This window comes from Kribbella sp. NPDC026611 (assembly GCF_040638345.1).
In the GTDB taxonomy this organism is placed as follows: Bacteria; Actinomycetota; Actinomycetes; order Propionibacteriales; family Kribbellaceae; genus Kribbella.
On record NZ_JBEZYC010000007.1, the window covers coordinates 231881 to 253937 of the forward strand.

Sequence of the window (22057 nt, forward strand, 5' to 3'; positions counted from 1 at the left end):
TGCGCGTGCCCCCCGTTACTGCGTGGTCGCGGCATGTGACACCGCATGCCTGACGTGGACCTTATGTGTCAGAACAACGTGGTAACAAGCACACTTGGTGAGCAAGTTGTGACTAGCTGTCGCACCGATCGAGGCAAAGTAGTCAAACGTTGGCAGTCCGTTGACGATCCCAGGCAGAGGTTGACATCGTGATCGGATGGTCACCGCCCGTGTCCCCGCCCCGGCGGACGTCGACTTGACCACCGATGAGCCGTTTCCACTGCTGATCGCGGTCGCGGCCTCCCCGGAGCAGCGTGTCCGCCTCGCCGAGCTCGTCGACGACGTCGCGCCGCTGCTGCTGGTCTCCAGTCTCGACGAATTACGCAAGCTGCTCGTGCCTGCGCAGCAGCCCCCTCCGACGGCACCGTCGCCGGAGCCGGACGAGCCGGACGAGGTCGACGCGACGGTTCGCGTGACCGGGTCGGGCGACGATCCGGACGCCGAAGTCCTCGCCATCGATCGGGCCCGGTCGGTCGCGCGCTGGCGGGGCCGGGAGATCCAGCTGACCGAGCTCGAGCACGACCTGTTGACCCGGCTGATGTCGACGCCGATCCGGGTCTGGTCGTACGACGCCCTGCACCAGGCGGTGTGGCGGGATCTGGAGCGGACCGGGACCGCGGACGTGCACTCGGTGGTGAAGCGGTTGCGGCGGAAGCTGGACGAGCTGGGAACGACGGTGACCATCGACGCGGTGCGCGGGATCGGGTTCCGTCTCACGGATCACCAGCGGCCGCTGATCACGGATCTGCGAGCGGGGTAGTTTCTGCAGGTGTGACCTTCTCCGCTTTGAGCCATCTCGAATGTCCTCGGTGTGGAACCACGCACGACGCCGACCAGATCATCGGCCTGTGCCCGTGCGGATCGCCGCTGCTCGCGCGGTACGACCTGGCGTCGGTGACGCTGACCCCGTCCGAGCTGGCGGTCCGTCCGCCGGACCTGTGGCGGTACCACGAGCTCCTACCGGTGCGGTCGCCGGAGAACATCGTGACGCTGGGGGAGGGGATGACGCCGCTGCTGCCGGTTGCGCGGTACGGCGCGGAGGTCGGCGTACCGCGGCTGCTGATGAAGGACGAGGGGCTGATCCCGACCGGATCGTTCAAAGCGCGCGGTGCTGCTGTCGGGGTGTCGCGCGCTCTCGAGGTCGGGGTCCGGAAGATCGCCATGCCGACGAACGGCAACGCCGGGTCCGCGTGGGCGACGTACGCCGCGCGCGCCGGGATGGAGGCGCTGATCGCGATGCCGATCGCGGCCCCCGAGATCTGCCGGCGGGAGGTGACGGTCGTCGGGGCCCAGCTGAAGTTGATCGACGGATTGATCGGCGACGCGGCGGCGTACGTCCGGGAGCAGACCGGGTACTTCGATGCCTCCACGTTGAAGGAGCCGTACCGCATCGAGGGCAAGAAGACGATGGGCCTGGAGATCGCCGAACAACTCGGCTGGAAGCTCCCTGACGTGATCGTCTACCCGACCGGCGGCGGCGTCGGCATCATCGGCATCTGGAAGGCCCTCAACGAACTGCTCGAACTAGGTTGGATCCGGGGCCCGTTGCCGCGCTTGGTCGCCGTCCAGTCCACCGGGTGCGCACCGATCGTCCAAGCCTGGGAGAAAGGACTCCCCGAAAGCGAACCCTGGCCCAACGCATCGACGATCGCTTTCGGCATCACCGTCCCCAAGGCCCTCGGCGACTTCCTGGTCCTCCAAGCCGTCAACGAAACCGCCGGCTGCGCGATCGCGGTGGACGACACCGACATCCTCGCCGAACAACACCTCGTCGCCCGCCTGGAAGGCACCTTCATCTGCCCCGAAGGCGCCGCCAACCTCGCCGCCATCCGCCGGCTCCGTGAGACCGGCTGGATCCACGCCAACGACCAGGTAGTGGCTCTGAACACCGGCACCGGCCTCAAATACCCAGAAACAGTCCCGCTCTAGCCGACCCTCTTGTTGTGCGCGCCGGTTCGTCTTGACGCCCGCCGACGGACGGGCCATGGTCAAGTGAGGTCGGGCCGGGGGTGGGGGATGGTCATGGGAAGCTCACGCGGATGAGTGCCGACGACGCTGCGAGCCGGGACCTGGTCGTCGTGATCCCGGGCATCATGGGGAGCGAGCTGGTCGACGCGCAGGGGCGACCGGTCTGGTCGTTGAGCGCCGGATCTCTGGTCCGCGCGATCCGGACATTCGGCCGGTCGGTGCGGTCGTTGACGTTGCCACCGGATATCGGCGACGCACCGCCCGGCGACGGTGTTCGCGCGGTCCGGCTGATGCCCGGGCTGCACGTGATTCCCGGGGTCTGGAGCCCCGTCGCCGGATACTCGCGGACCATCGACTTTCTGCGCTCAGGCCATCTGGGCCTGACGGCCGAGGACGATCGTTCGGCGGACCGGATCCCCAACCTGGTGACGTTTCCGTACGACTGGCGGCTGTCGAACCGGTACAACGGTCGATTGCTCGCGAAGAAGGCGGGCGACGCTCTTGCGCGGTGGCAGACCGAGCCCGGGATGCGAGACGCGAAGCTGGTTCTGGTCTGCCACTCGATGGGCGGACTCGTCGCCCGCTGGTTCCTGGAGCGCGAGGGAGGTGCGGCACTGACCCGGCACCTGATCACGATCGGTACGCCGCACCGGGGATCCGTGAAGTCGCTGGACAAACTGGTCAACGGCGTCGAGCCCGGTGTCGGTCCGTTCCGGTTCAAGCTGCACGAGCTGGTGCGGAGCCTGCCGTCGATGTACCAGCTGCTGCCGACCTACGACTGCCTGGAAGCACCGGGCGGCGGTCGTCGTGCGCTGACGGGAGCAGGTCTTGCGGACCTCGATTCCAAGATGCTCGCCGACTCGGTCGAGTTCCATGCCGCGATCAACGGTGACCATCAACGCCCGTACACGATGCACAAGGTCGTCGGGACTCGGCAGCCGACGCCGACGACGGCACGGGTGACCGCCAAGGGCCTGGAAACCTCGTTCGAGATCGACGGGTCCGACCAGGGCGGGGACGGCACGGTACCGCGGTTGTCCGCCGAACCGTCCGAGGGCCGCGGTTCGGAGGTCCACGAGGTGGCCGAGCAGCACGGCGAGCTGCACGGCGTGCGATCCACGCTCGACCTCGTCGACGGGATCGTCTCGCGCGAGGAGCTGATCTGGGAAGGCACCTATCCGGAGGCGTTCGGGGTGTCTATGGCCGAGCTGTGGGCGCCGGACACGGCACCGGAGCTCGTCGTACCGGATCTCGGGGACCGGCGCCTGCGGGTGACGGTCCTCGACGAACAGCGAGAGAGGGTCGGGACACCGGTCATCGTTCAACCCGACGGACGCGCAGTACTGGATCCGCTGCTGCCAGGTGGTTACGAAGCACGGGTCGAAAGCCCCGTACCAGGTGGACCGCCCGCCGTCACCCGCCCGTTCCTCGTGTGGGACCCGACCGAGTTCGACGACCTGCCGACCGGAACTGAGCCGCGATGACAGCCGCGGACCCACGCGACACCGTGGTCGCTGTGGCGATCGGCGACTACGCCGGGCTGCAGCCGCTGCCGCGAGCAGTGCCAGATACCACCGGTCTCGTGGAGCTCCTGCGAGACGAGCACGGCTTCGCGACCGCTCTCATCGCCGACCGGCGCCGCGGCGACCTGCTCAACGAGATCGACGTCGAGCTGGCCGCGAACGCCTTGCCCGGAGCCGCGCTCGTCGTGTTGTGGACAGGGCACGCCGTCGAAGGCCCCGCTGGAAACCTGCTGCTGATGGCCCGCGCGAGCGATACCGCCGACGGTGAACTGGCCCCTGCCGGACAGCTGGGACTGTGGGCGGCGCGCACGGGCGCGAGCCAGGTGCTCGTCATCCTCGACGCCTGCTACTCCGGCAAGGGAGTCCCAGATGCCTATGCGATGGCGAACGCGGTACTGAACGGCCGGGCGGATCCTGGTACGGCGTGGTTCGGAGTCGTCGCTGCTTCGCGCGGAGACGAGCCGGCCCGGAGCGGAGCGATGGCACGCGCCCTGACCCGGCTCTTCACCGAAGGCCCGTCCGACGTCAGGGTTCGGCAGCGTTGGAACCCGTACGCCGCGAAGATCCGCGGCGACGACCTCATCGACGCGCTGGTGAAGGAGTGGCCCGAACCTCGGCAGACACCTCAGCAGACCTCCACGGGAGACGCCCAGGGAATGTTGATGAATCCGCTGCACCGCCGGCGGGCCGGCCAGACGGTCGTCGAGCACCTGCAGAGCGCGGCCCGCAGTACGACGTCGGGCGACGACTTCTTCACCGGGCGCGAGGCTGTCCTGGCACGCGTGGTGTCCTGGCTACGCCGCCAGCAGCAAGGGTTGTGCGTCGTCACCGGCCCGCCCGGATCGGGCAAGAGCGCCGTCGTCGGGCGCGTCGTGAGTCTGTCGGTACCGCAGGAGCGACAACGTCTGAACGTCGCCGACCTGGCATCGGCGCTCGATCCAGGCGAGTCGAGCGTCGACGTTCAGGTGCACGCGCGAGGTCTGACCGCGAAGACTGCGGTGCGAGCGATCGCCGACGAGCTCGGTCTGGACCCGGATGCCGGGATCTACGACGTCCTTGCGCACGCGAGCCGGCAGCGCCAGCACGGCAAGCCGCTCGTCGTCTTCGTCGACGGGCTCGACGAAGCAGGCGAGATCGAGAGCAGGGAGATCGCGGTCCAGCTGCTCGTGCCCCTGGCCAAGGAGGCCCTCGTCCTGGTCGGTACCAGGGAAGTGCCGGGCCCGGTGGACGAGGCGGGCCTGCTGGCGCTGCTCGGTACGTCCGCCGAACTGATCGACCTCGGCGCCGATGTCGAACAGACCTTGCTCGACATCCGTGACTACACCATCCGTCGGCTCGACGGCATCTCGGCCGGGATGGATCCGCACTTGGTCGCCGACGAACTGGTCACCATGGCGCGCGACGCGGATCCCGCTCTGGAAGGCCCGTTCCTGTTCGCGCGGTTGGTGACGTCGCAGCTGCGCGTGGATCCGGTGGAGACCGTCGGTCAGCAGTGGCGCGACCAGCTCGCGTCGAGCGTCGAGAAGGCGCTGGAGTACGACCTCCAGAAGACCGTCATGACCATCGCCGGGCAGCAGCACCCGACCGCGGCTCGTGAGCTTCTGCACGCACTGACGTACGCGCACGGCACCGGTATGCCGGTCGACGACGTGTGGCCCGCGGTGGCGACCGCCATCTCACCGACGGGAACGCAGTACACCCGGGACGACTGCTACGCGCTCCTTCTGACGCTGGGCAGACACGTCGTGACCGGAGCACAGAGGGACCAAGCCGTCTACCGCCTCGCGCACCAGCGACTCGCTGACCACCTGCGCCTGACCTCCAGAGCGGATACCCGGCACGGCCTGCCCCCGGACATCGCCGTGCCGATCGCCGAGGCGCTGACCTCGCTCTACGGACAACTACTGGACGAAGGCCAACGGCCGCAGGAACACGGGTACCTGTGGCTGCACACCTGGCGGCACTGTGCGGACGCCGGGGTGCCCGGGATCGAGCTGCTGCGACCGTTCGTCGGCCGCGACCGGAACGCCTTCCTCCCCGACCTGGCCGAAGCTCTCGACGCCGTCGTCGCCTCGACGTTCCTGCTCGGCGCCGGCCGGGAGGGCATCGCGCTCGCCGAGGAGCTCGTCAGCCTGCGCAGGGAGCTCGACGACCCGATCGACCTGGCCACGGGACTGTTCGAGCTGGCGACCACGCTGACGTCGGCCGGTGAGGTCGAAGGCGCCGACCGCGCGGCCTTGGAGGCCGTCGAAATCGCCCGGGCCGCCGCCCGGGAAGCGCGGGGCGACCCGATCGCTCGCACAGTTCTCGGCGCCGGACTCACCACCCATGCACTGACTCAGTTGCGCCAGGGGAACCTCGACGCGGCGTCGCACCTGGCGCTGGAGGCCGTGGCGCTGTTCGAGGAGGCGGTCGGGGACGACCCGGAGCTGGCCGGATCGCTGGCCTCGGCCTGTACGACCGCCGCCCGCGCAGCCCTGCTCCGAGCGGATCTCGACGTCGCGGACGAGCTCAGCCTGCGAGCGCTGGAAGCGCTGCGCGGCGATCTCGACGAGGACGAGATGTGGGAAGCGGTGATGCTCGAGGCCCATCACGTCCGCGCTCTGGTCGAGATGGTCAAGGTCAGCCTCGCCGTCGGGTCGGGCTCGACCGACATTCCGGTCCCGGCCTCCGCGACCGCGATCGTGGACCACTACCGGAAGGTTGGTGGGACCGGCACGATCTCCGACGTCTCCATCGCCGAGGGGCTGAGATTGCTGGCGATCACGACCTGGCTCCGCAGCCAGGCCACGGGGTCGGGCGTCCCGGAGCCCGAGGCGCCTGACCCCGTGGCCCCTGACCCCGTGGCGCTGCTCGACGAGGCGATCACGCTGGTCTCGGCCATTGCGGACCGGCACTCGGACGGTGTCCTCACCATGGTGGCGTGCCTGGTCGCCCGCGCGACCATTCTTCAGAACACGGACCCGGCCCAGGCGTCCGACGACCTGGCGGAGGCGGAGCGGCGGCTGCGGTCGGCGCTCTCGGCGATCCACATCACGGCCGGGATCCTGGCCGAGGCGATCACCTTGTCCGTGTCCTTCCGGATGGCGACCGGCGGGTCCGACCTCGCGGAACTCATCGACCGCCAGTACGAGGCCGCTGACCTCTTCGACACGGACACGTACCCGGTGCTTCGCGACGTGTACGTCACTGCCCTCCGAAATCTCTGGTTGCTGCTCGGACGGGCGGAGCGGAGCTCGGAAGCCACCGAAGTGTTGTCGGTCATGGCCGAAGAGCTGCGCCAGCTGCAGGACGGCAGTCCGCGACGTGCGCTGACGCTCGCCGGCGCCTTGGTGGATCTCGCGAGCAGCCTGTACATCGGCAGGCCGCTCGAGGCGGCCGAGCGCGCCACCGAGGCACTCGACGTACTGCGTCCGCTCGACGGGTCCGGCCAACTGGTCCGGCTGCTCCGGGGGCTCGGTGAGACAACCCTGTCCGCGACCAGCCTGATTCTCGAGCGCGAGGCCGAGGCACGCACGCACGCGAAAAACGCTGTCGAACTGCTCGAGCCCTTGACGTCCGAGGTGCCGGTTGCGATCCCGGCCCTGACCACAGCACTCAACAACCTGCTCCTGGTCGACCTCCTCGCCGGTGACGACGCGACCGCGCTCGAGCATGCACGTCGAGCGTTGTCCCTGGTGGACCAGGCCCGCGACCTCCTTCCGGTGTGGGTGGTGCCGCAGCTACGGATCAACCTCGGCCGGGCCCTGCGCGGACTGGGGCACGACGACGAGGCGACCGAGATGTTCGGGAGTGCCCTCGTCGAGCTGCGGGCACTGTTCGCAGCGGACTCGACGCCGGCATCCCACGAGGAGACCCTGGCGCGACTTGCCTACGCCCTGAACGCCGCCGGCGCGCAGACCTGGGACGTCGTACTCGCGGATCTCGCCACCGAGCCGGAGGAAGCCCTGCGGCTCGCGCTCTACCGGAATCGTCCGGAGGAGGAGCTCCCACTCACGATCGCGACCTTCCTCGAAGGTCTGCACCTGTTCGAAGGCGACACCGTGTCCACCAGGCTGGTGCGCGAGCTGGCCAGAATGGCGCGTCGCGGGCAGCAGAAACGATTCGACGAGGTCTGGACGGAAGCCGCCGGCTCAGTACCCGATTGGCTCGCGATCGACCCGTCGCTGTCCAACCTCGTGGTCGCCTGGTGGAACGCGGAGCCGGCCCGCCGCTCGTGCGCGTACCTGGCCGCGAATCCCGAGCTTCTGGATCCGGCGACGGACGTCCTCATCGAGGAGCTCCGGGAGCTCGTCGAGGACGACGACCGGGCGGAGCTCCTCCTGCAGCTCCGCCGAGATGCAGCGGAGTACGGCGTCGAGACCGCCTACGCGCCGGTGCTGGCGGCGGAGATTTTCGACGAATGGTTGTCGGCCGACGACTTCGAGCAGTTCCTCGCCGATCACCGCAACGAGCTGCTCGCTCCGGAGGTCGCGGCAGTGATCGGTGGCTACGAGGGGATCGCCCAGGAGGACCTGAACGCCGTTCTGGCCGTCCTCACACTGACGCGCCGCGACGAGTCGGTCGTGGCGTTCCGGATCCTCGACGACCCGGAGTACGGTCTGACGCTGCTCAAACCGGCTTGGCGCTCCGGCGATCCGGAACGACTCGTGGCCTTGGCCGGCCTGTGCTTCGCCGACGAGACCCTTTCCGCGGAGGACCGACGACTCGCGTCCGTAGCACTCGCGATGGGACACGCGATGCTGGGGAACCAAGCAGAGGCGCGAGAGCTGGCAACGGCACTGCTCGCGGGGGCGAGCGAGGACGAAAGAGCTGACCTGATCGGTGCGGTGGCCGACGCCCTCGCCTACCAGGCCACGCAGCAGGACGCCCTCATCGACCTGCTCCGGACCATGCGGACCGCTGGTCAGCCCGGTCCGGCGGACAGCACGGCGTTGGACTGACCAACAATTACCTCAGGCAATTACCTCAGGCTTGGCCGCGGCGGACGGCGAGGATGTGGGCGGGTTCGCCGTTGGGGTCGAGTTTGATGTAGTTCTGCTGGCCCCAACGCCACGTCGCGCCGCTGATCTCGTCGTAGACGGTGAAGGTGTCTTCGGGACGCATGCCGAGGGCGGCCATGTTGAGGTGGACCATCGACTCGCGGACGGAGTGCGGGTCGGTGTTCACGACCACGATGACCGTGTCGCTGTGTCCATCCGGACCCGTCGTGCGCTTCGAGTAGCACATGATCGCCTCGTCGTCGACCGTGTGCAGGCTGAGGTTGCGCAGCTGCTGCAGCGCCGGATGACGACGACGGATGTTGTTCAGCAGCGTCAGGTACGGCGCCAACGTCCGGCCCTCCCGCTCCGCCGCCTCCCAGTCCCGCGGGCGGAGCTGGAACTTCTCGGTGTCGAGGTACTCCTCCGACCCCGGCCGCAGCGCGACATGCTCGAACAGCTCGAACCCGGCGTACACACCCCAGGCCGGCGAGGACGTCGACGCGATCGCGGCCCGGATCTTGAACGCACCAGGACCGCCGTACTGCAGGTAGGCGGTCAGGATGTCCGGCGTGTTGACGAAGAAGTTCGGCCGCAGGAAGTGCCCGGTCTCCGACGTCAGCTCGGTGAGGTACTCCTCGAGCTCCCACTTCTCGTTGCGCCAGGTGAAGTACGTGTACGACTGGTGGAACCCGACCTTCGCCAGCTCCTGCATCATCGGCCGGCGGGTGAACGCCTCCGACAGGAACACGACGTCCGGATCCGTCTTCCGGATCTCGCCGAGCAGGTACTCCCAGAAGTTGACCGGCTTGGTGTGCGGGTTGTCGACCCGGAACACCGTGACGCCCTTGGAGATCCAGAGCCGGACGATCCGCAAGACCTCGGCGTAGATGCCTTCCGGGTCGTTGTCGAAGTTGATCGGGTAGATGTCCTGATACTTCTTCGGCGGGTTCTCGGCGTACGCGATCGAGCCGTCGGCCCGCACCGAGAACCACTTCGGGTGTTCCTTCACCCACGGGTGGTCCGGCGACGCCTGCAGGGCCAGGTCGATCGCGACCTCGAGGCCGACCTCGCGGGCGCGGCCGACGAAGTACTCGAAGTCCTCGAACGTCCCGAGCTCCGGGTGGATCGCGTCGTGCCCGCCCTCCTCGGAGCCGATCGCCCACGGCGACCCGGGGTCGCCCGGCTTCGGGTCGAGGGTGTTGTTCGGGCCCTTGCGGAACGAGTGACCGATCGGGTGGACCGGCGGCACGTAGAGGATGTCGAAGCCCATCTTCGCGACCGCCTCGAGCCGGTTGGCCGCGGTCCGGAACGTGCCCGACTTCCAGGTGCCGGTTTCCTCGTCGTACTCCGCGCCCTCGGAGCGCGGGAAGAATTCGTACCAGCTGCCGTACAGCGCGCGGGTCCGGTCGACCCAGACCGGGTACGTCTCGGACGAGGTGATCAGCTCGCGCACCGGGTACCGTCCGAGCGCCGCGCGTACCTGCGGGGAAGTCCCAGCGGCCAGCCGGGCCTCCGGCGGCAACGCGCCGTTCGCCAACGCGTGCGCGGCGTCGCTCAGCGTGCCGCGATCGGCACGGACCGCGGGTGGTACGCCGGCGGCCGCGCGGTCGAAGAACGCTGCGCCCTCCGCGAACATCAGGTCGACGTCGATCCCGGCCGGGATCTTGATCTCGGCGTTGTGCCGCCACGTCCCGTACGGATCGCTCCAGCCCTCGACCGCGAACGTCCACGCGCCCTGCTCCTGCAGCGTCACGTCGACGGTCCACCGATCGGTGCCCGGGGCCCCCGGCGACATCAGCATCCGTCTGGTCTGTCCCGACGGCGAGGTCAGTACGACGTTCGCGTTCACCGCGTCGTGGCCTTCCCGGAAGACCGTTGCCGCGATGGTGAACGTCTCGCCGACGGAGGCCTTGGCCGGATACGCTCCGGCGTCGACGGTCGGGGTGACGTCGGTGATCGGGATGCGCCCAGTCATGGCGTAGACGAACCTTCGCTTTCCGTGATCGGAGCTGGCAGGGTTTGGGTACGGAACGACAGCACTGACGTTATCGGTTCCCAGTGCCGAACCATGACATGCAGTGGTCACAGTTCGGTCCACGCTGTGGAACATTTGTGTCCAGCGCTATGGAACATTTGTGTCCAGCCCGGACCGGCCTCTGCAAAATCTTGCCGCCGTTGCAAGATCGATGCACTCCGAAGGTGATCCTCGCACCCGGGGACGCTACGGTGTCCCGGTGCGAGCGATACGACGATTCTCCGTCCGCCCTGTCCTGCCTGCGCCGTTGACCGGTCTGGGCACCCTGGTGAACAACCTCCGCTGGGCCTGGCACCCGGAGACGCAGGACGTCTTCGAGGCTGTCGACCCGCAGCTGTGGCGGAGCACCGGCGGTGACCCGGTCAAGCTGCTCGGTGAGGTCCCGGCCGCCCGGCTCGATGAGCTGGCCAACGACCACGCTTTCCTCCGCCGGCTGGAACTGGCTGTAGCCGACCTGGAAAGCTACGTGACCGAGTCCCGGTGGTTCCAGTCCGAGGCCGGTTCGCCGGTCGACGCGGTGGCCTACTTCTCACCGGAGTTCGGCATCACCCACGTCCTCCCGCAGTACTCCGGTGGCCTCGGCATCCTTGCCGGTGACCACCTGAAGGCGGCGAGCGACCTCGGCGTACCGCTGATCGGCGTCGGCCTCCTCTACCGGCACGGGTACTTCGCCCAGTCACTGAACCGTGAGGGCTGGCAGCAGGAGCGGTACCCCCTGGTGGACCCCGACGGCTTGCCGATCAGCCTCCTGCGCGATGGTGACGCGCCGGCGACCGTGACGCTGACGCTGCCCGGCAACCGCGAGCTGCACGCGCAGATCTGGGTCGCCCAGGTCGGCCGGGTGCCGCTGCTGATGCTCGACTCCGACATGGAGGAGAACGAGCCGGCCGAGCGCGAGGTGACCGACCGGCTGTACGGCGGTTCCACCGAGCACCGGCTGCTCCAGGAGCTCCTGCTCGGCGTCGCCGGCGTCCGGGCGGTGCGTACGTTCTGCCGGATCACCGGCCATCCGGCGCCCGAGGTGTTCCACACCAACGAGGGCCACGCCGGCTTCCTCGGCATCGAGCGGATCCGCGAGCTGGCCGCCGAGAAGGACCTGGACTTCGACACCGCGCTCGAGGTCAACCGCGGCGGCACCGTGTTCACCACCCACACCCCGGTGCCGGCCGGTATCGACCGGTTCCCGGTCGAGCTGATCCAGCAGCACTTCTCGCCGGACGTGTTCGGTCCGGGCGTCCCGATCGAGCGCATCCTCGAGCTCGGCGCCGAGGACTTCGAGGGCGGCGACCCGGGGCTGTTCAACATGGCGATCATGGGTCTGCGGCTGGCGCAGCGAGCCAACGGCGTGTCCAAGCTGCACGGTGTCGTCAGCCGGGGGATGTTCTCCGGGCTGTGGCCGAGCTTCGACCCGATCGACGTACCGATCACCTCGATCACCAACGGCGTGCACGCGCCGACCTGGGTGGCGCGGGAGATCCACGACCTGACCTACGCGAACTACACCGCCGACGGCGACTCCGTGTTCGAGGGCCTGGAGAAGTCCACCGACGCGCAGATCTGGGAGACCAAGCGGATCCTGCGGCAGCGGTTCATCGACGACACCCGGGCCCGGGTCCGGCAGTCGTGGATCAACCGCGGCGCGAGCGACGCCGAGCTCGGGTGGGTCGACTCGATCCTGGACCCGAACGTGCTCACGATGGGCTTCGCGCGCCGCGTTCCGTCGTACAAGCGGCTGACGCTGATGCTGCGCGACCCGGCCCGGCTGAAGGCGCTGCTGCTGCACCCGCAGCGGCCGGTGCAGATCGTCATCGCCGGCAAGGCGCACCCGCACGACGAGGGTGGCAAGAAGCTGATCCAGGAGATGGTCCGCTTCGCCGACGACCCCGAGGTGCGGCACCGGATCGTGTTCGTACCGGACTACGACATCGCGCTGGCGCAGCCGATGTACCCGGGCTGCGACGTGTGGCTGAACAACCCGCTGCGTCCCTACGAGGCGTGCGGTACGTCGGGGATGAAGGCGGCGCTGAACGGTGCGCTCAACCTGTCCATCCGCGACGGGTGGTGGGACGAGTGGTACGACGACGAGTTCGGCTGGGCGATCCCGTCCGCCGAGGGCATCGAGGACACCGAGCGCCGCGACGACCTCGAGGCGCACGCGCTGTACGACATCATCGAGAAGCAGGTCGCACCGCGCTTCTACGACGGTGACGTCCCCGGCCGCTGGATCGAGATGCTGCGGCACACGATCAAGGAGCTCGGCCCGAAGGTGCTCGCGACCCGGATGGTTCGGGACTACGTCGAGCAGCTGTACGTGCCGGCGGGACAGTCGTCGCGTGCTTTGAACGCGACGTACGACGGTGCGCGCGAGCTGGCGGCCTGGAAGCAGAAGGTCCGGGCGGCGTGGCCGCAGATCCGCGTCGACCACGTGGAGCTCCAAGGCCTCGGCGACGTACCGCAACTCGGGACGACGGTCGGTATCCGCGCCTTCGCGGCGCTCGGTGACCTCGAGCCGTCGGACATCTGTGTCGAGGTGCTGCACGGCCGCGTCGACGCCAACGACGAGATCACGGACCCGGTCCGCACGTCTCTCTCGCTGGCCGAAACTTACGAGGGCAACCGCCACCGCTACGAAGGCGAACTGAAACTGGACCGCACCGGCCCGTTCGGCTACACGGTCCGGGTCGTCCCGAGCCACCGCGGCCTCGCCAGCCCAGCCGAAATGGGCCTCTCCGCCGGCCCCTCCGACCCCGACGACCCGTCGGCACCGGACCTGCCGGCCGGCTCAGAATTCTGACCTCCCAACAAGAACCAACCCCGCCTGCCTCACCAGGCGGGGTTGTTCTTTTGGTACTTCGCCCCCACGCTGCGCTACGCAACCGCTAAGTTCGTCGCTCCGCTCCTCACCGCGGCTGCTCCGCGAGCTCCCACCCACCCCCGGCTTGGCGCCGTGCTTCCGCTGCGCGGGGCTGCCGGCTGCCGCCGGCGAGTTGCGGGCTGCCGCCCGCGGGCGACTGCTTCGGGCGGGCGTCCGTGGGTGTGGGGGAGGTGGCGTCGTGGCAGATGTGGTCGAGCCCGCGCTCGCTACACAGCCGCTACGTTCGTCGCTGCGCTCCTCCCCGCGGCTGCTTCGCGAGCTCCCACCCACCCCCGGCTTAGCGCCGTACTCTCCGCTGCGCGGAGCTGCGGGCTGCTGCCCGCGGGCGACTACTCCGTGCGGGCGCCCGTTGGTGTGTGTGAGGTGGTGTCGGGGTGGATGTGGTCGCCCCCGCGCTCGCCCTGGCGCCGTACTTTCCAATGCACGGGGCTGCCGGCTGGCCGGCGAGCTGCGGGCTGCCGCCCGCGGGTGACTGCTTCGTGCGGGCGTCCGTGCGTATGCGTGAGGTGGTGTCGGGGTGGATGTGGGAGGCGGAGGCCTGCCCGGGTGGCGCTGGCTCGATCCGCGCGGGTTGGCGTTCCAACGTCAGCGCTGGCGCCTGGGAGCCGGCAGCCGTCCGGCTACATGTTGTAGCCGCGAGCTGAGGTGCCGCGCTCACGGTTGGAGGCGACACCCTGGCAACTCGACCTGGGGGCGGTGGCGCCGTCGTCGTGGTAGGTCTTCGGCGGGCTAATCGTCCGGGTCGACCAGGCCTCCGCCGCGCGGTGAAGCTCAGTCGGCGCGGCGGTAGTAGAAGATCTGTTCGCCCGGCTCGGGCTTCACGCCGCCACTGACACCGAACACGATGTACAGGTCCAGGCCCTCACCGGGCGGCAGGATCGTGAAGCCGTGGGAGCTGTAGAAGTCGGCGAGGCCGGCGTCGGCCGTCCGGAACTGGCCGTAGAGGTAGAAGTACCGGCAGGCCAGGTAGACGTCCTGGAACCTGGTAAGCAGACCGGCCCCGATTCCGCGTCCGCGCCAGGCTGAGTCGACGGCCAGTGCCCGCAGCTTTACCAAGGACATGATGGCGCCGGCGAACATCATCATGTTGTCCTTCTTGCTCGCCAGCCGCCGGGAGTTCAGGAACTGCTCGATCACGTTCGGCGGAGAGTAGGCCAGCAGGGCACCAACGATCTCGTCGTCTGCAGTGACGGCCACGAGCGGGAGTGCCGTGGCGAGTGCCGCGAGCTCAAGCGTCTCGGATCCGGACATGCACTTTGCGAGCTCCAGCCGGAACTGGTCGTGACCGTGCTCAGCGCCCGCCAGCACCGCGGTCGACAGAGCCGGTGAGCGCAGCATTTCGAGCAGGTAGTCGTCGGCAGTGGTACCGGTGAGACGGACCAGGTCGTGGAACCGATCGAGGTCGGCCGCACGCGCAACGCGGGCGGTGATGCCAGGCGCGATGTCCGCAGCCAGGTTCACCGGGTCCGCGGATCGGCGGGCGATCGGCAGCAGCCCGGCCGGACTCAACGTCGGCCGGGTCTGCCGTCGTACGCGGTTCGGTTCCTTCCGGCGCCCTCGCGACTTCGGCACTGGCCCCCCACCCCTCTTCTGTGAACATGACCCTCATGTCGCGTTCACACTACGGCGCGGGTCCGACACTTTCTGATCACGTCACCCTCGGCCGAAGCAGATGGCACCCGGCGGATCTCAGGGCTTGAAGCTCTCGCGGCGGGAGTACTGCAGGCGGTAGCAAGCTGGGCGGGTCGCGGCGACAGTGCGGGGTTGAAGCCATTGGTCAGCAAACCGAATCCATCTATCTCCGGCTCCTTCGTCGCAGTGGCCAATGAGAGCGGCTTCTCATGAAAGCCACCATGATCGCGGGAAGCCGCCACGTCCGTTGCTGCACTCCTCACCGCGACTGCACTACGCCCCCACCCAGCTCATTCCTCGCGGTGTTCTGGTCGCTCCCCCATGCAGGTGGACCGCAACAGCCCCCTCCAACCAGAGGGCATGAACCCGCAACGGGGACTGTGGACAAGTTGTGGCTTGTTCACAGTCCCCGTCTGGGTCCGCTCTCGACCGTCTGCCGAGGGCACCGCGGTTTACTCCGGGTTCTGCAGTGTGACCAAAGCCGGCGGTGTGCCCGATGGGGACGTGACGAAGGTTTGGCCTGTGAAGGTTAGGGCTGGGTTGGTTTGGTAGAGGTCGTTGACTTCCTTCGTCGCGGTCGTATCGCCGGCGTCGGAAGCGACCAAGAGCCGTGCCACCTCGTCCGCGAGAAGCGCGTCGGGCTCGGTGACCGGGCCGGGGCCGGTCATTGAGCCCCAGTTGTCCCAGAGGAGGAGTTCGTCGCCGTTGAGGTGGGCGAGTTGGAGGTGGACGTAGTTGCGGACCAGCCACTCGCCGGTCAGGTGCGGGAGGCCGGGGTCGACGCCGTATGTCGAGGCGTCCAGCTCGCCGGCGCGGATGCCCAGCCAGACCTCTGCGGCGGACCGGAACGGGCCCTCGGGCATGTCCGACACGTCGAACGGCCGCGGATCGTCGATCGGGTCCAGTTGGGCGTCGATCATCACCCAGCGGTCCCCGTTCCAGTACTCCGCGACCACGTGGTCGTAGTTGAACCCCTCCCCGAAGTACACCGCGAAGCCGACTCGGCTGCGGGCCGGGATCCCCTTGTGCCGGAGGGCGGAGACGAACAGCAGCGTATAGTCCCGGCAGCAGCCGACCACCCGGTCGGCGGGCTCGCGCGGTACGGCGAGCGCCGTACCGTTGCGCTTCTGGTCGACCCCAAGGATCGTCGACACCCACCGGTTGTCGATCTCGGCGAGCCGCTCGCCGGTGAACGTGATGCCGCCCCCGCGGTAGTGGATCAGCAGATTCCGTACGACGACAGCGATCTGCGCCACGTCATCTGGCAGGGCGTCGAACAGCGAACCGTACGAACCAGGTGAGCTGTAAACAGTCTGAACCGCGTAGTCCATCAGGGCCTCCTCAGTTCGGTCCACGGATGAGGTCCCTCAGGGACGGCCGGGGAGATCGTTTGCACGCGGCCGGTGAACGTCAGGGCCGGGGTGGTGCGGTACAGCTCGGCGGCCTCCTTCGCAGCGGTCTCGTCTCCGTTGTCTGCGGCAACGAGCAGGCGGGCGACGCGGTCGGTGAGGTCGAGGTCGGCGCCGTCGAGAGTGGGAGCCATGTCGCCCCAGACGTCCCACAGCAGGAGCTCGTCGCCGTTGAGGTGCGCGAGCTGGTAGTGCAGGTAGGTCCGGATGAACCAGCCGCCGAGCAGCGGCAGCGAAGCGGTGGGGTCCGGGTTCACGCCGAAGAGGTCGCCGTCGAGTTCACCCGACCGGTATCCCAACCAGACTTCGGCCGCCGACCGGAACCTGCCGGCCGGCAGGTCCGCTACGTCGAAGCTGAACCGCGAGGGATCCATCTCGGCGTCGATCAACACCCAGCGTTCGCCGTTCCAGTACTCGGCGACCACGTGGTCGTTGTGGAATCCCTCGGTGAAGTAGTCCGCGAAGCCGATTCGGCTGCGGGCCGGAATGCCCTTGTGCCGGAGGGCGGACACGAACAGGAGGGTGAAGTCGCGGCAGCAGCCGACGACCCGGTCGACGGGTTCGCGCGGTACGGCGAGCGGCGTACCGTTCCGCTTCTGGTCCACCGACAGGATCGTCGACACCCACCGGTTGTCGATCTCGGCGAGCCGCTCGCCGGTGAACTCGATGCCGCCGGCGCGGTAATGGATCATCAGGTTGCGGATCACGGCCGCGACAGCGGGGATGTCATCTGGCAACGCATCGAACAGCCAACCGTAAGCACCAGGTGAGCTGTAAACGGTCTGAACCGCGTAGTCCATCAGAGCTTCCTCTCGACAATGGGCAGGGCAATGTCGACGGCCGGTTCGTTCCGGGGGAGCAGCTGGCAGCCCGGTCGGTAGATCTCGCGCACCGGTCCTGCCTCAGGCAGACCTTCCGCGCGCACCCAGTCGTAGACGAGGTCGTACGCGAGCATGATCCGCGGGTACGCGCACTCGTCCATCGTGATCGTGCAGTACGCCTCCCGGTGCGCCGGTTCGACCCGGATCCCGATGGCGCCGGACGGATCGACCAGACCCTCGAACGGCACGCACAGCTCGACCGTCGCCTCGCCCTCCGGCGTGACGGCGCCGTGGTAGACCACCCACGACCCAGCGGTCAGGGTCGCGCCGGCCGACCGCAGGTACGACGCGATCTCGGACGTGTGCGTCACGATGATCCCGACCAGCATCTGCTGGTTGGTGTCCGCCCGGATCGTTGCGATCTTCGTCGCCGGCACGTCCCGCGTCAGCACTGGCCGAGGCGACAGCCCCGGAGCCTCCGCCCGCGCCAACCGGTCTCGCAGGTACTGCAGCGTGGCCTGCCGGGCCGCAGTGGTCGCCTGCTCGGCTGCCCACCACCGGTCCAGCCGGATCAGTCCTTCCTCGTCCGACCCGGCGAGTACTTCGGCGATCGTGGTCAGCGGCATGTCCAACTGCCGCATCACACTGATCCGCCGTGCTCGCTCCAGCTGCTCCTCGTTGTACCAGCGGTACCCGTTGGCCGGGTCCACCTGAGCCGGCGCGAGCAGACCGGACACGTCGTACAGGCGGAGCGCCTTGTGCGACAGCCCGGCGCGCCGCCCGAACTCACTGATCGTCAACACCTGCTCATCTCACCCTCTGCCCCAAGGGCAAGGTAAAGCCTCATATCGGAAACGCTTTGACGTCCGGCGGCACCCACCCGGTCCGCGCAGCCGGCGACGCGAGCACACGCGAGCTGTAGAAGCGGGTCAGCAGCCGCTTGTCCAGCAGGCCCGGGTTGCGCGCGAGCAGGTCCTCGAAGCTCTCACCAGGTGCCTCAGCCATGTGGTACGCCGTCAGCTCGACCCACGCCCTGCCCACTGTCGCGTTGTACTTCTGCGGTACTCCGGCGTACCGCGCCGTCTGCCGGATGCCGCCGCTGATCAGCTCGACCGCACCGGCTGTCCCGCACCGCTGTACTGCGAGCCACGTGAGCCGCACATGTTCCCGGTGACCGAACCGATCAGCACTGCTCATCACCTCACCCATCAACTCATCGAAGACACTCACGACTCCTCCACAGCGCTCAACCCCGTCAACCCCGTCAATGCCGTCAATGCGGTCAATGTTCGCCGGGTTTGCTTGACCGCCGTCTCCGGTACGCCGCCCAACGCCCGCGCCTCCACCTCCGCGAACACCTCCGCCACCCGAGCCGCACTGCGAGCTCCAGCAGACGTCAGCGAGATCTCCACCGCCCTGCGGTCACCCGCTCGAGCGGACCGGGCCAGCAACCCCTTCTGCTCCAGCCGATCGAGTACGCCGGTGAGCGTCGTCGGCCGCACGCCCGCAGCCGCGCCGATCTCGGACACCGTCCGCGGCTGACCGTCAGCCAGGTTCGCCAGCACGTTCAGCTCGGAAGCCGTCAGCCGTAGTTCGGCCAGCTCCGTCCCCAGCACCTGCAGCGTCACGTGCGTAGCCCGCTGCAGCAACACCAGCAACAACTCATTCTCCACGGATCCAGATTATCCGGATCCGTAGTATTGGCAAGTGGTGTGACCCCGGTCACCCGATGGAACGTCCGCTCGCGCAGGTTCCTCTTCCAGGACGTGAACCAGAGACGAAGGATCGTGGTCGGAGTACACGGTGTGCTGGCCCTGCTGCACATCTACTGGGCGACCGGAGTGACCTGGCCGACGAGGGACGAGCGCAGCCTGTCTCTCGCCGTCCTGAACGCACCTGTCAGCTTCAGTCCGCAGATGGTCCTGCCGCTGGCCGCATTGCACCTGTTGATCGCAGCGGCCGTCCTGACGAGCGACCGCTCCAGGCTGAGCCGACTGGTGGTCGCTGGTGTCGCCGCGGGCATAGCAGCCCGAGCAGCCGCCGGGCTGGTCTGGATAACAGGCGCGAGGTCGGATTTCTACTGGCTCAACCTGCTCCTCTACACCCCGGCGTGCATCGCTCTCTGCATCGCCGACCTAGGCATGCTCCGCTCACGCCCGCTAAAGGCAGCAGTGGTCGCAGCGCCGGTCGCAATCGTCGCCGCGCTGTCGCTGCTCGCCTACGTCTACCAGCCGGCCGAACAGCCAAGCGCCACGACCACAGGCAAGTACGTAGACACCGCTGTGGCTCGCTTCCACTACCTCCAGCAAGGCGCCGGCTCACCGGTAGTCCTCCTGTCGCCGGGCGCGGCTCCTGCTTCGGCGTGGGACCCCGAGCTCACCGCACTCTCCAAAACACACACCGTGTACGTCGTCGACCTTCCAGGCCAAGGCGAGACCCGCCTCCACGACGAGCACTTCGCCTTCGACCTCGACGGCATGACGACCGCACTGGGTCAGTTCCTCGACGCTCTGCACCTCCAACGCGTCGCACTAGGCGGCAACTCGTGGAGTGGCGGCTGGGGACTCGCCTACGCCCAGCGACACCCGGACCGGATCAGCCAACTCGCGCTGCTCGCCCCGTCGGGCCTCGACCGACGCGACATCTGGAGTTGGGAGATCCTCAAGCAACCCTTGATCGGCGAGGCGCTCGCCAAGCTCGCCGCCAACCGCAGCATGGTCGAGCCCGCGGTCCGCAGCCTGTTCGTGCACCAGCAACTAGTCACACCGCAACTAGTCGACTCGATGTGGATCCCCGGCACGTATCGTGACAACGTGCGATCGATGTACGCGCTCGAACGCGGGCTCGACTGGAGCGTCACCGAGCGCGCCCTCCCGTCCACCCGGCAACCCACGCTTGTCCTGTGGGGCGACCACGACACCGTCCTCCCCGTCGTCCAGGCCGCACGCTTCGGCGAGTTGTTGCCCAACGCAACTGTGCACGTCCTCCCGGACTGCGGTCACGCGCTCACCATTGACTGTGCTGATCAGGTCAATCAACAGTTGACTGCGTTCATCAAGTGATCGACCTGGTCCGTGCCGCTCAACGTGGCGACACCGTTGCGCTCAACGAGCTGCTCGACGAGCTCACGCCGTACGTCGGCAAGATCTGCGGACCGATCGCGCTCGACGACGGGCCGGACGCGGCGCAGGAAGCCCTGATCGCGATCTTCCGCGGCCTGCGCCAGTTGAAGGAGCCGGCCGCCCTGTTCGGCTGGGCGCGCGCGATCGCCGTACGAGAGGCCGTCCGCGTCGCGCGCCGGCGGCAACGCAACGTGCCGGCCGACCTGACCGAGCTGCCGGCACCAGACGACCCACAGCTCGCAGTACACGTGCGAGACGTCCTCGCCAGGCTGTCACCCGAGCACCGCGCAGTTCTGGTCCTGCGGGATCTCGAAGGAATGGACGAGCAGGCCGCAGCCGCCGTCCTGGCGGTCCCGACAGGTACGGCGAAGTCGCGGCTGCACCGAGCCCGCGAGAACTTCCGGAAGGCGTGGAGATCATGAACTGGCCCCGGGCCGAACTGACCGACGTCGAGCGGTTCCGCGCACTCGCAGCCGGCGTACCAGGCGCCGTAGTCACCGAACGCGTCCTTCAAGAAGAGCCCGACCAGGTGAAGGCACTCCTCGCCGACCTGGACACCTTTGCCGCTATCCAGGCCGACCTGACCTCAGCGACTCTCCTGGAACAGGATGGCGACCGCGTAGTCGTTCTGGCGCGAGGGAAACGAGGACAGCGGGCCCGCCTGACCGGTCAGCTCCGCCCGGGTTGGTGCTGGCTGCAGAGCCGCTTCCTGATCATCGGCATGGCCGCAGCGCCCGAGCCGGGCGGCGGGACCCGAGTCGCACTGACCGGCGGCATCCGGGTACCAGGCCGAGCCGCCATAGTCCCGATCCGAGTCCGGCAGGAGAGTACGAAGACGCTCGACCGTTTGGAGCGGTTGCTCACGCCTTGAGGACCCCAGCAGGCAGTGCTGCGAGCAGTGCGTCCGCGTGGCGCCGGTAGCCCAGGTTGTTCGGGTGAAACGCGTCCGGCGCGAGCATCCCGCGCCACGGCGGCCGAGCGTGTCTGGAGACCTCAGCAACGGGCAGCCCGCGTTCGGTGGCGGTAGAGCTGATCAGCTGGTTGATGCCGGTCACATACGGACTGACCGCGCCACCGACGCGCCAGAGCCGGTCCGGCACCGTCAGATCCATCACCACCGACGTAGTGGGCAGTTGGCCGATCACCTGACGCAGGTGGTCGCGGAACCGCTTCGGGGGAGTGGCCAGGATGTCGTTGTTGCCGATGCCGCAGGTGACGAGGTCAGGCGCCAGCCCGTCCAGCAACGGCAGCTGGTCCTCGAGCACATGTCGTGTCTGCGCGCCCGACCGCGACAGATTGAGCACCCGCCACGGCGTACCCCTCCGACGGAGTGCGTTGAGCACCTGCCCGACGTACCCGTGCAACGGCGACGACGCACCAAGCCCCTGCGCGGTCGAGTCACCCAGCACGACCCAGAGCGGTCCGTCCCCCGACAACGCGTCCGAGTTCTGCCGAGTCCAGTAGTCGGCGTACGTCTTCGCCTGCACATCGACGTACGCCACCCCGTCCACCCACCGCTGCACGGCGATCCGCGACCGCGTCCGCTCAGCCTCACCCCACCGCATGATCGCCCGATGCAGCGCACCGATAGGCGTCGTCCGTTCTCGCAACATCCAGTCCCCCCACAGATGAACAGCAGGTGACTGACGAA

General features: G+C 68.3%; 16 protein-coding genes. 8 read left to right on the forward strand and 8 right to left on the reverse strand.

Annotation, left to right across the window (positions count from 1 at the left end; translation table 11 throughout):
• Window positions 1-196 precede the first annotated feature (196 nt).
• The 4 genes from AB0E69_RS27995 (at window position 197) to AB0E69_RS28010 (ending at window position 8473) form a co-directional block, all read left to right on the forward strand.
• Entirely contained in the window at window positions 197-799 is a 603-nt protein-coding gene (locus tag AB0E69_RS27995; RefSeq protein ID WP_360152326.1) for a winged helix-turn-helix domain-containing protein, read from the forward strand.
• A 26-nt stretch (window positions 800-825) separates the two neighbouring features.
• Window positions 826-1968, forward strand: a complete 1143-nt coding sequence (locus AB0E69_RS28000) for a threonine synthase (protein ID WP_360152329.1) — start codon at window positions 826-828, stop codon at window positions 1966-1968.
• A 110-nt stretch (window positions 1969-2078) separates the two neighbouring features.
• Entirely contained in the window at window positions 2079-3491 is a 1413-nt protein-coding gene (locus AB0E69_RS28005) for a hypothetical protein (protein ID WP_360152332.1), read from the forward strand.
• A complete protein-coding gene (locus tag AB0E69_RS28010) occupies window positions 3488-8473 on the forward strand; it encodes an ATP-binding protein (RefSeq protein WP_360152335.1) in 4986 nt (1661 codons plus the stop codon). The genes AB0E69_RS28005 and AB0E69_RS28010 overlap by 4 nt, the downstream gene beginning before the upstream one ends.
• Window positions 8474-8498: 25 nt before the next feature.
• On the opposite strand, the gene AB0E69_RS28015 is transcribed toward AB0E69_RS28010, so the two are convergent.
• A complete protein-coding gene (locus AB0E69_RS28015) occupies window positions 8499-10487 on the reverse strand; it encodes an alpha-1,4-glucan--maltose-1-phosphate maltosyltransferase (protein WP_360152338.1) in 1989 nt (662 codons plus the stop codon).
• Between the two features lie 259 nt (window positions 10488-10746).
• Between AB0E69_RS28015 and glgP the strand changes: the two genes are divergently transcribed.
• Window positions 10747-13341: an alpha-glucan family phosphorylase gene (glgP, locus tag AB0E69_RS28020; protein WP_360152341.1), complete on the forward strand. Its 2595-nt coding sequence runs from the start codon at window positions 10747-10749 to the stop codon at window positions 13339-13341.
• Window positions 13342-14193: 852 nt separating this feature from the next.
• Here the strand turns inward: glgP and AB0E69_RS28025 are convergent.
• From AB0E69_RS28025 to AB0E69_RS28050, 6 genes are all read right to left on the reverse strand, one after another.
• Window positions 14194-14994, reverse strand: a complete 801-nt coding sequence (locus AB0E69_RS28025) for a GNAT family N-acetyltransferase (RefSeq protein ID WP_360152344.1) — start codon at window positions 14992-14994, stop codon at window positions 14194-14196.
• Window positions 14995-15506: 512 nt separating this feature from the next.
• Entirely contained in the window at window positions 15507-16385 is an 879-nt protein-coding gene (locus AB0E69_RS28030; protein ID WP_360152347.1) for a transglutaminase-like domain-containing protein, read from the reverse strand.
• Complete coding sequence (locus AB0E69_RS28035; RefSeq protein WP_360152350.1) at window positions 16385-17263, reverse strand: transglutaminase domain-containing protein; 879 nt, start codon at window positions 17261-17263, stop codon at window positions 16385-16387. The genes AB0E69_RS28030 and AB0E69_RS28035 overlap by 1 nt, the downstream gene beginning before the upstream one ends.
• Entirely contained in the window at window positions 17263-18087 is an 825-nt protein-coding gene (locus AB0E69_RS28040; protein ID WP_360152353.1) for a MerR family transcriptional regulator, read from the reverse strand. Before AB0E69_RS28040 ends, AB0E69_RS28035 begins: the two co-directional genes overlap by 1 nt.
• A gap of 40 nt (window positions 18088-18127) precedes the next feature.
• On the reverse strand, window positions 18128-18514 hold the full coding sequence (locus tag AB0E69_RS28045) for a hypothetical protein (protein WP_360152356.1): 387 nt from the start codon (window positions 18512-18514) through the stop codon (window positions 18128-18130).
• Entirely contained in the window at window positions 18511-18957 is a 447-nt protein-coding gene (locus AB0E69_RS28050) for a MarR family transcriptional regulator (RefSeq protein WP_360152359.1), read from the reverse strand. Before AB0E69_RS28050 ends, AB0E69_RS28045 begins: the two co-directional genes overlap by 4 nt.
• 93 nt (window positions 18958-19050) lie before the next feature.
• Between AB0E69_RS28050 and AB0E69_RS28055 the strand changes: the two genes are divergently transcribed.
• Genes AB0E69_RS28055 through AB0E69_RS28065 form a run of 3 tightly spaced genes read left to right on the forward strand, consistent with a single transcriptional unit; the run spans window position 19051 to window position 21277 of the window.
• Complete coding sequence (locus tag AB0E69_RS28055) at window positions 19051-20346, forward strand: alpha/beta fold hydrolase (protein WP_360152362.1); 1296 nt, start codon at window positions 19051-19053, stop codon at window positions 20344-20346.
• Window positions 20343-20828 (forward strand): sigma-70 family RNA polymerase sigma factor, encoded by a 486-nt coding sequence (locus AB0E69_RS28060; RefSeq protein ID WP_360152365.1) that lies wholly within the window; start codon window positions 20343-20345, stop codon window positions 20826-20828. Before AB0E69_RS28055 ends, AB0E69_RS28060 begins: the two co-directional genes overlap by 4 nt.
• Entirely contained in the window at window positions 20825-21277 is a 453-nt protein-coding gene (locus AB0E69_RS28065; protein WP_360152368.1) for a hypothetical protein, read from the forward strand. Before AB0E69_RS28060 ends, AB0E69_RS28065 begins: the two co-directional genes overlap by 4 nt.
• On the opposite strand, the gene AB0E69_RS28070 is transcribed toward AB0E69_RS28065, so the two are convergent.
• Window positions 21267-22019 carry an SGNH/GDSL hydrolase family protein gene (locus tag AB0E69_RS28070; protein WP_360152371.1) on the reverse strand — a complete coding sequence of 251 codons (753 nt, stop codon included), beginning with the start codon at window positions 22017-22019 and terminating at the stop codon, window positions 21267-21269. The two genes, AB0E69_RS28065 and AB0E69_RS28070, sit on opposite strands and share 11 nt — an antisense overlap.
• Window positions 22020-22057 lie beyond the last annotated feature (38 nt).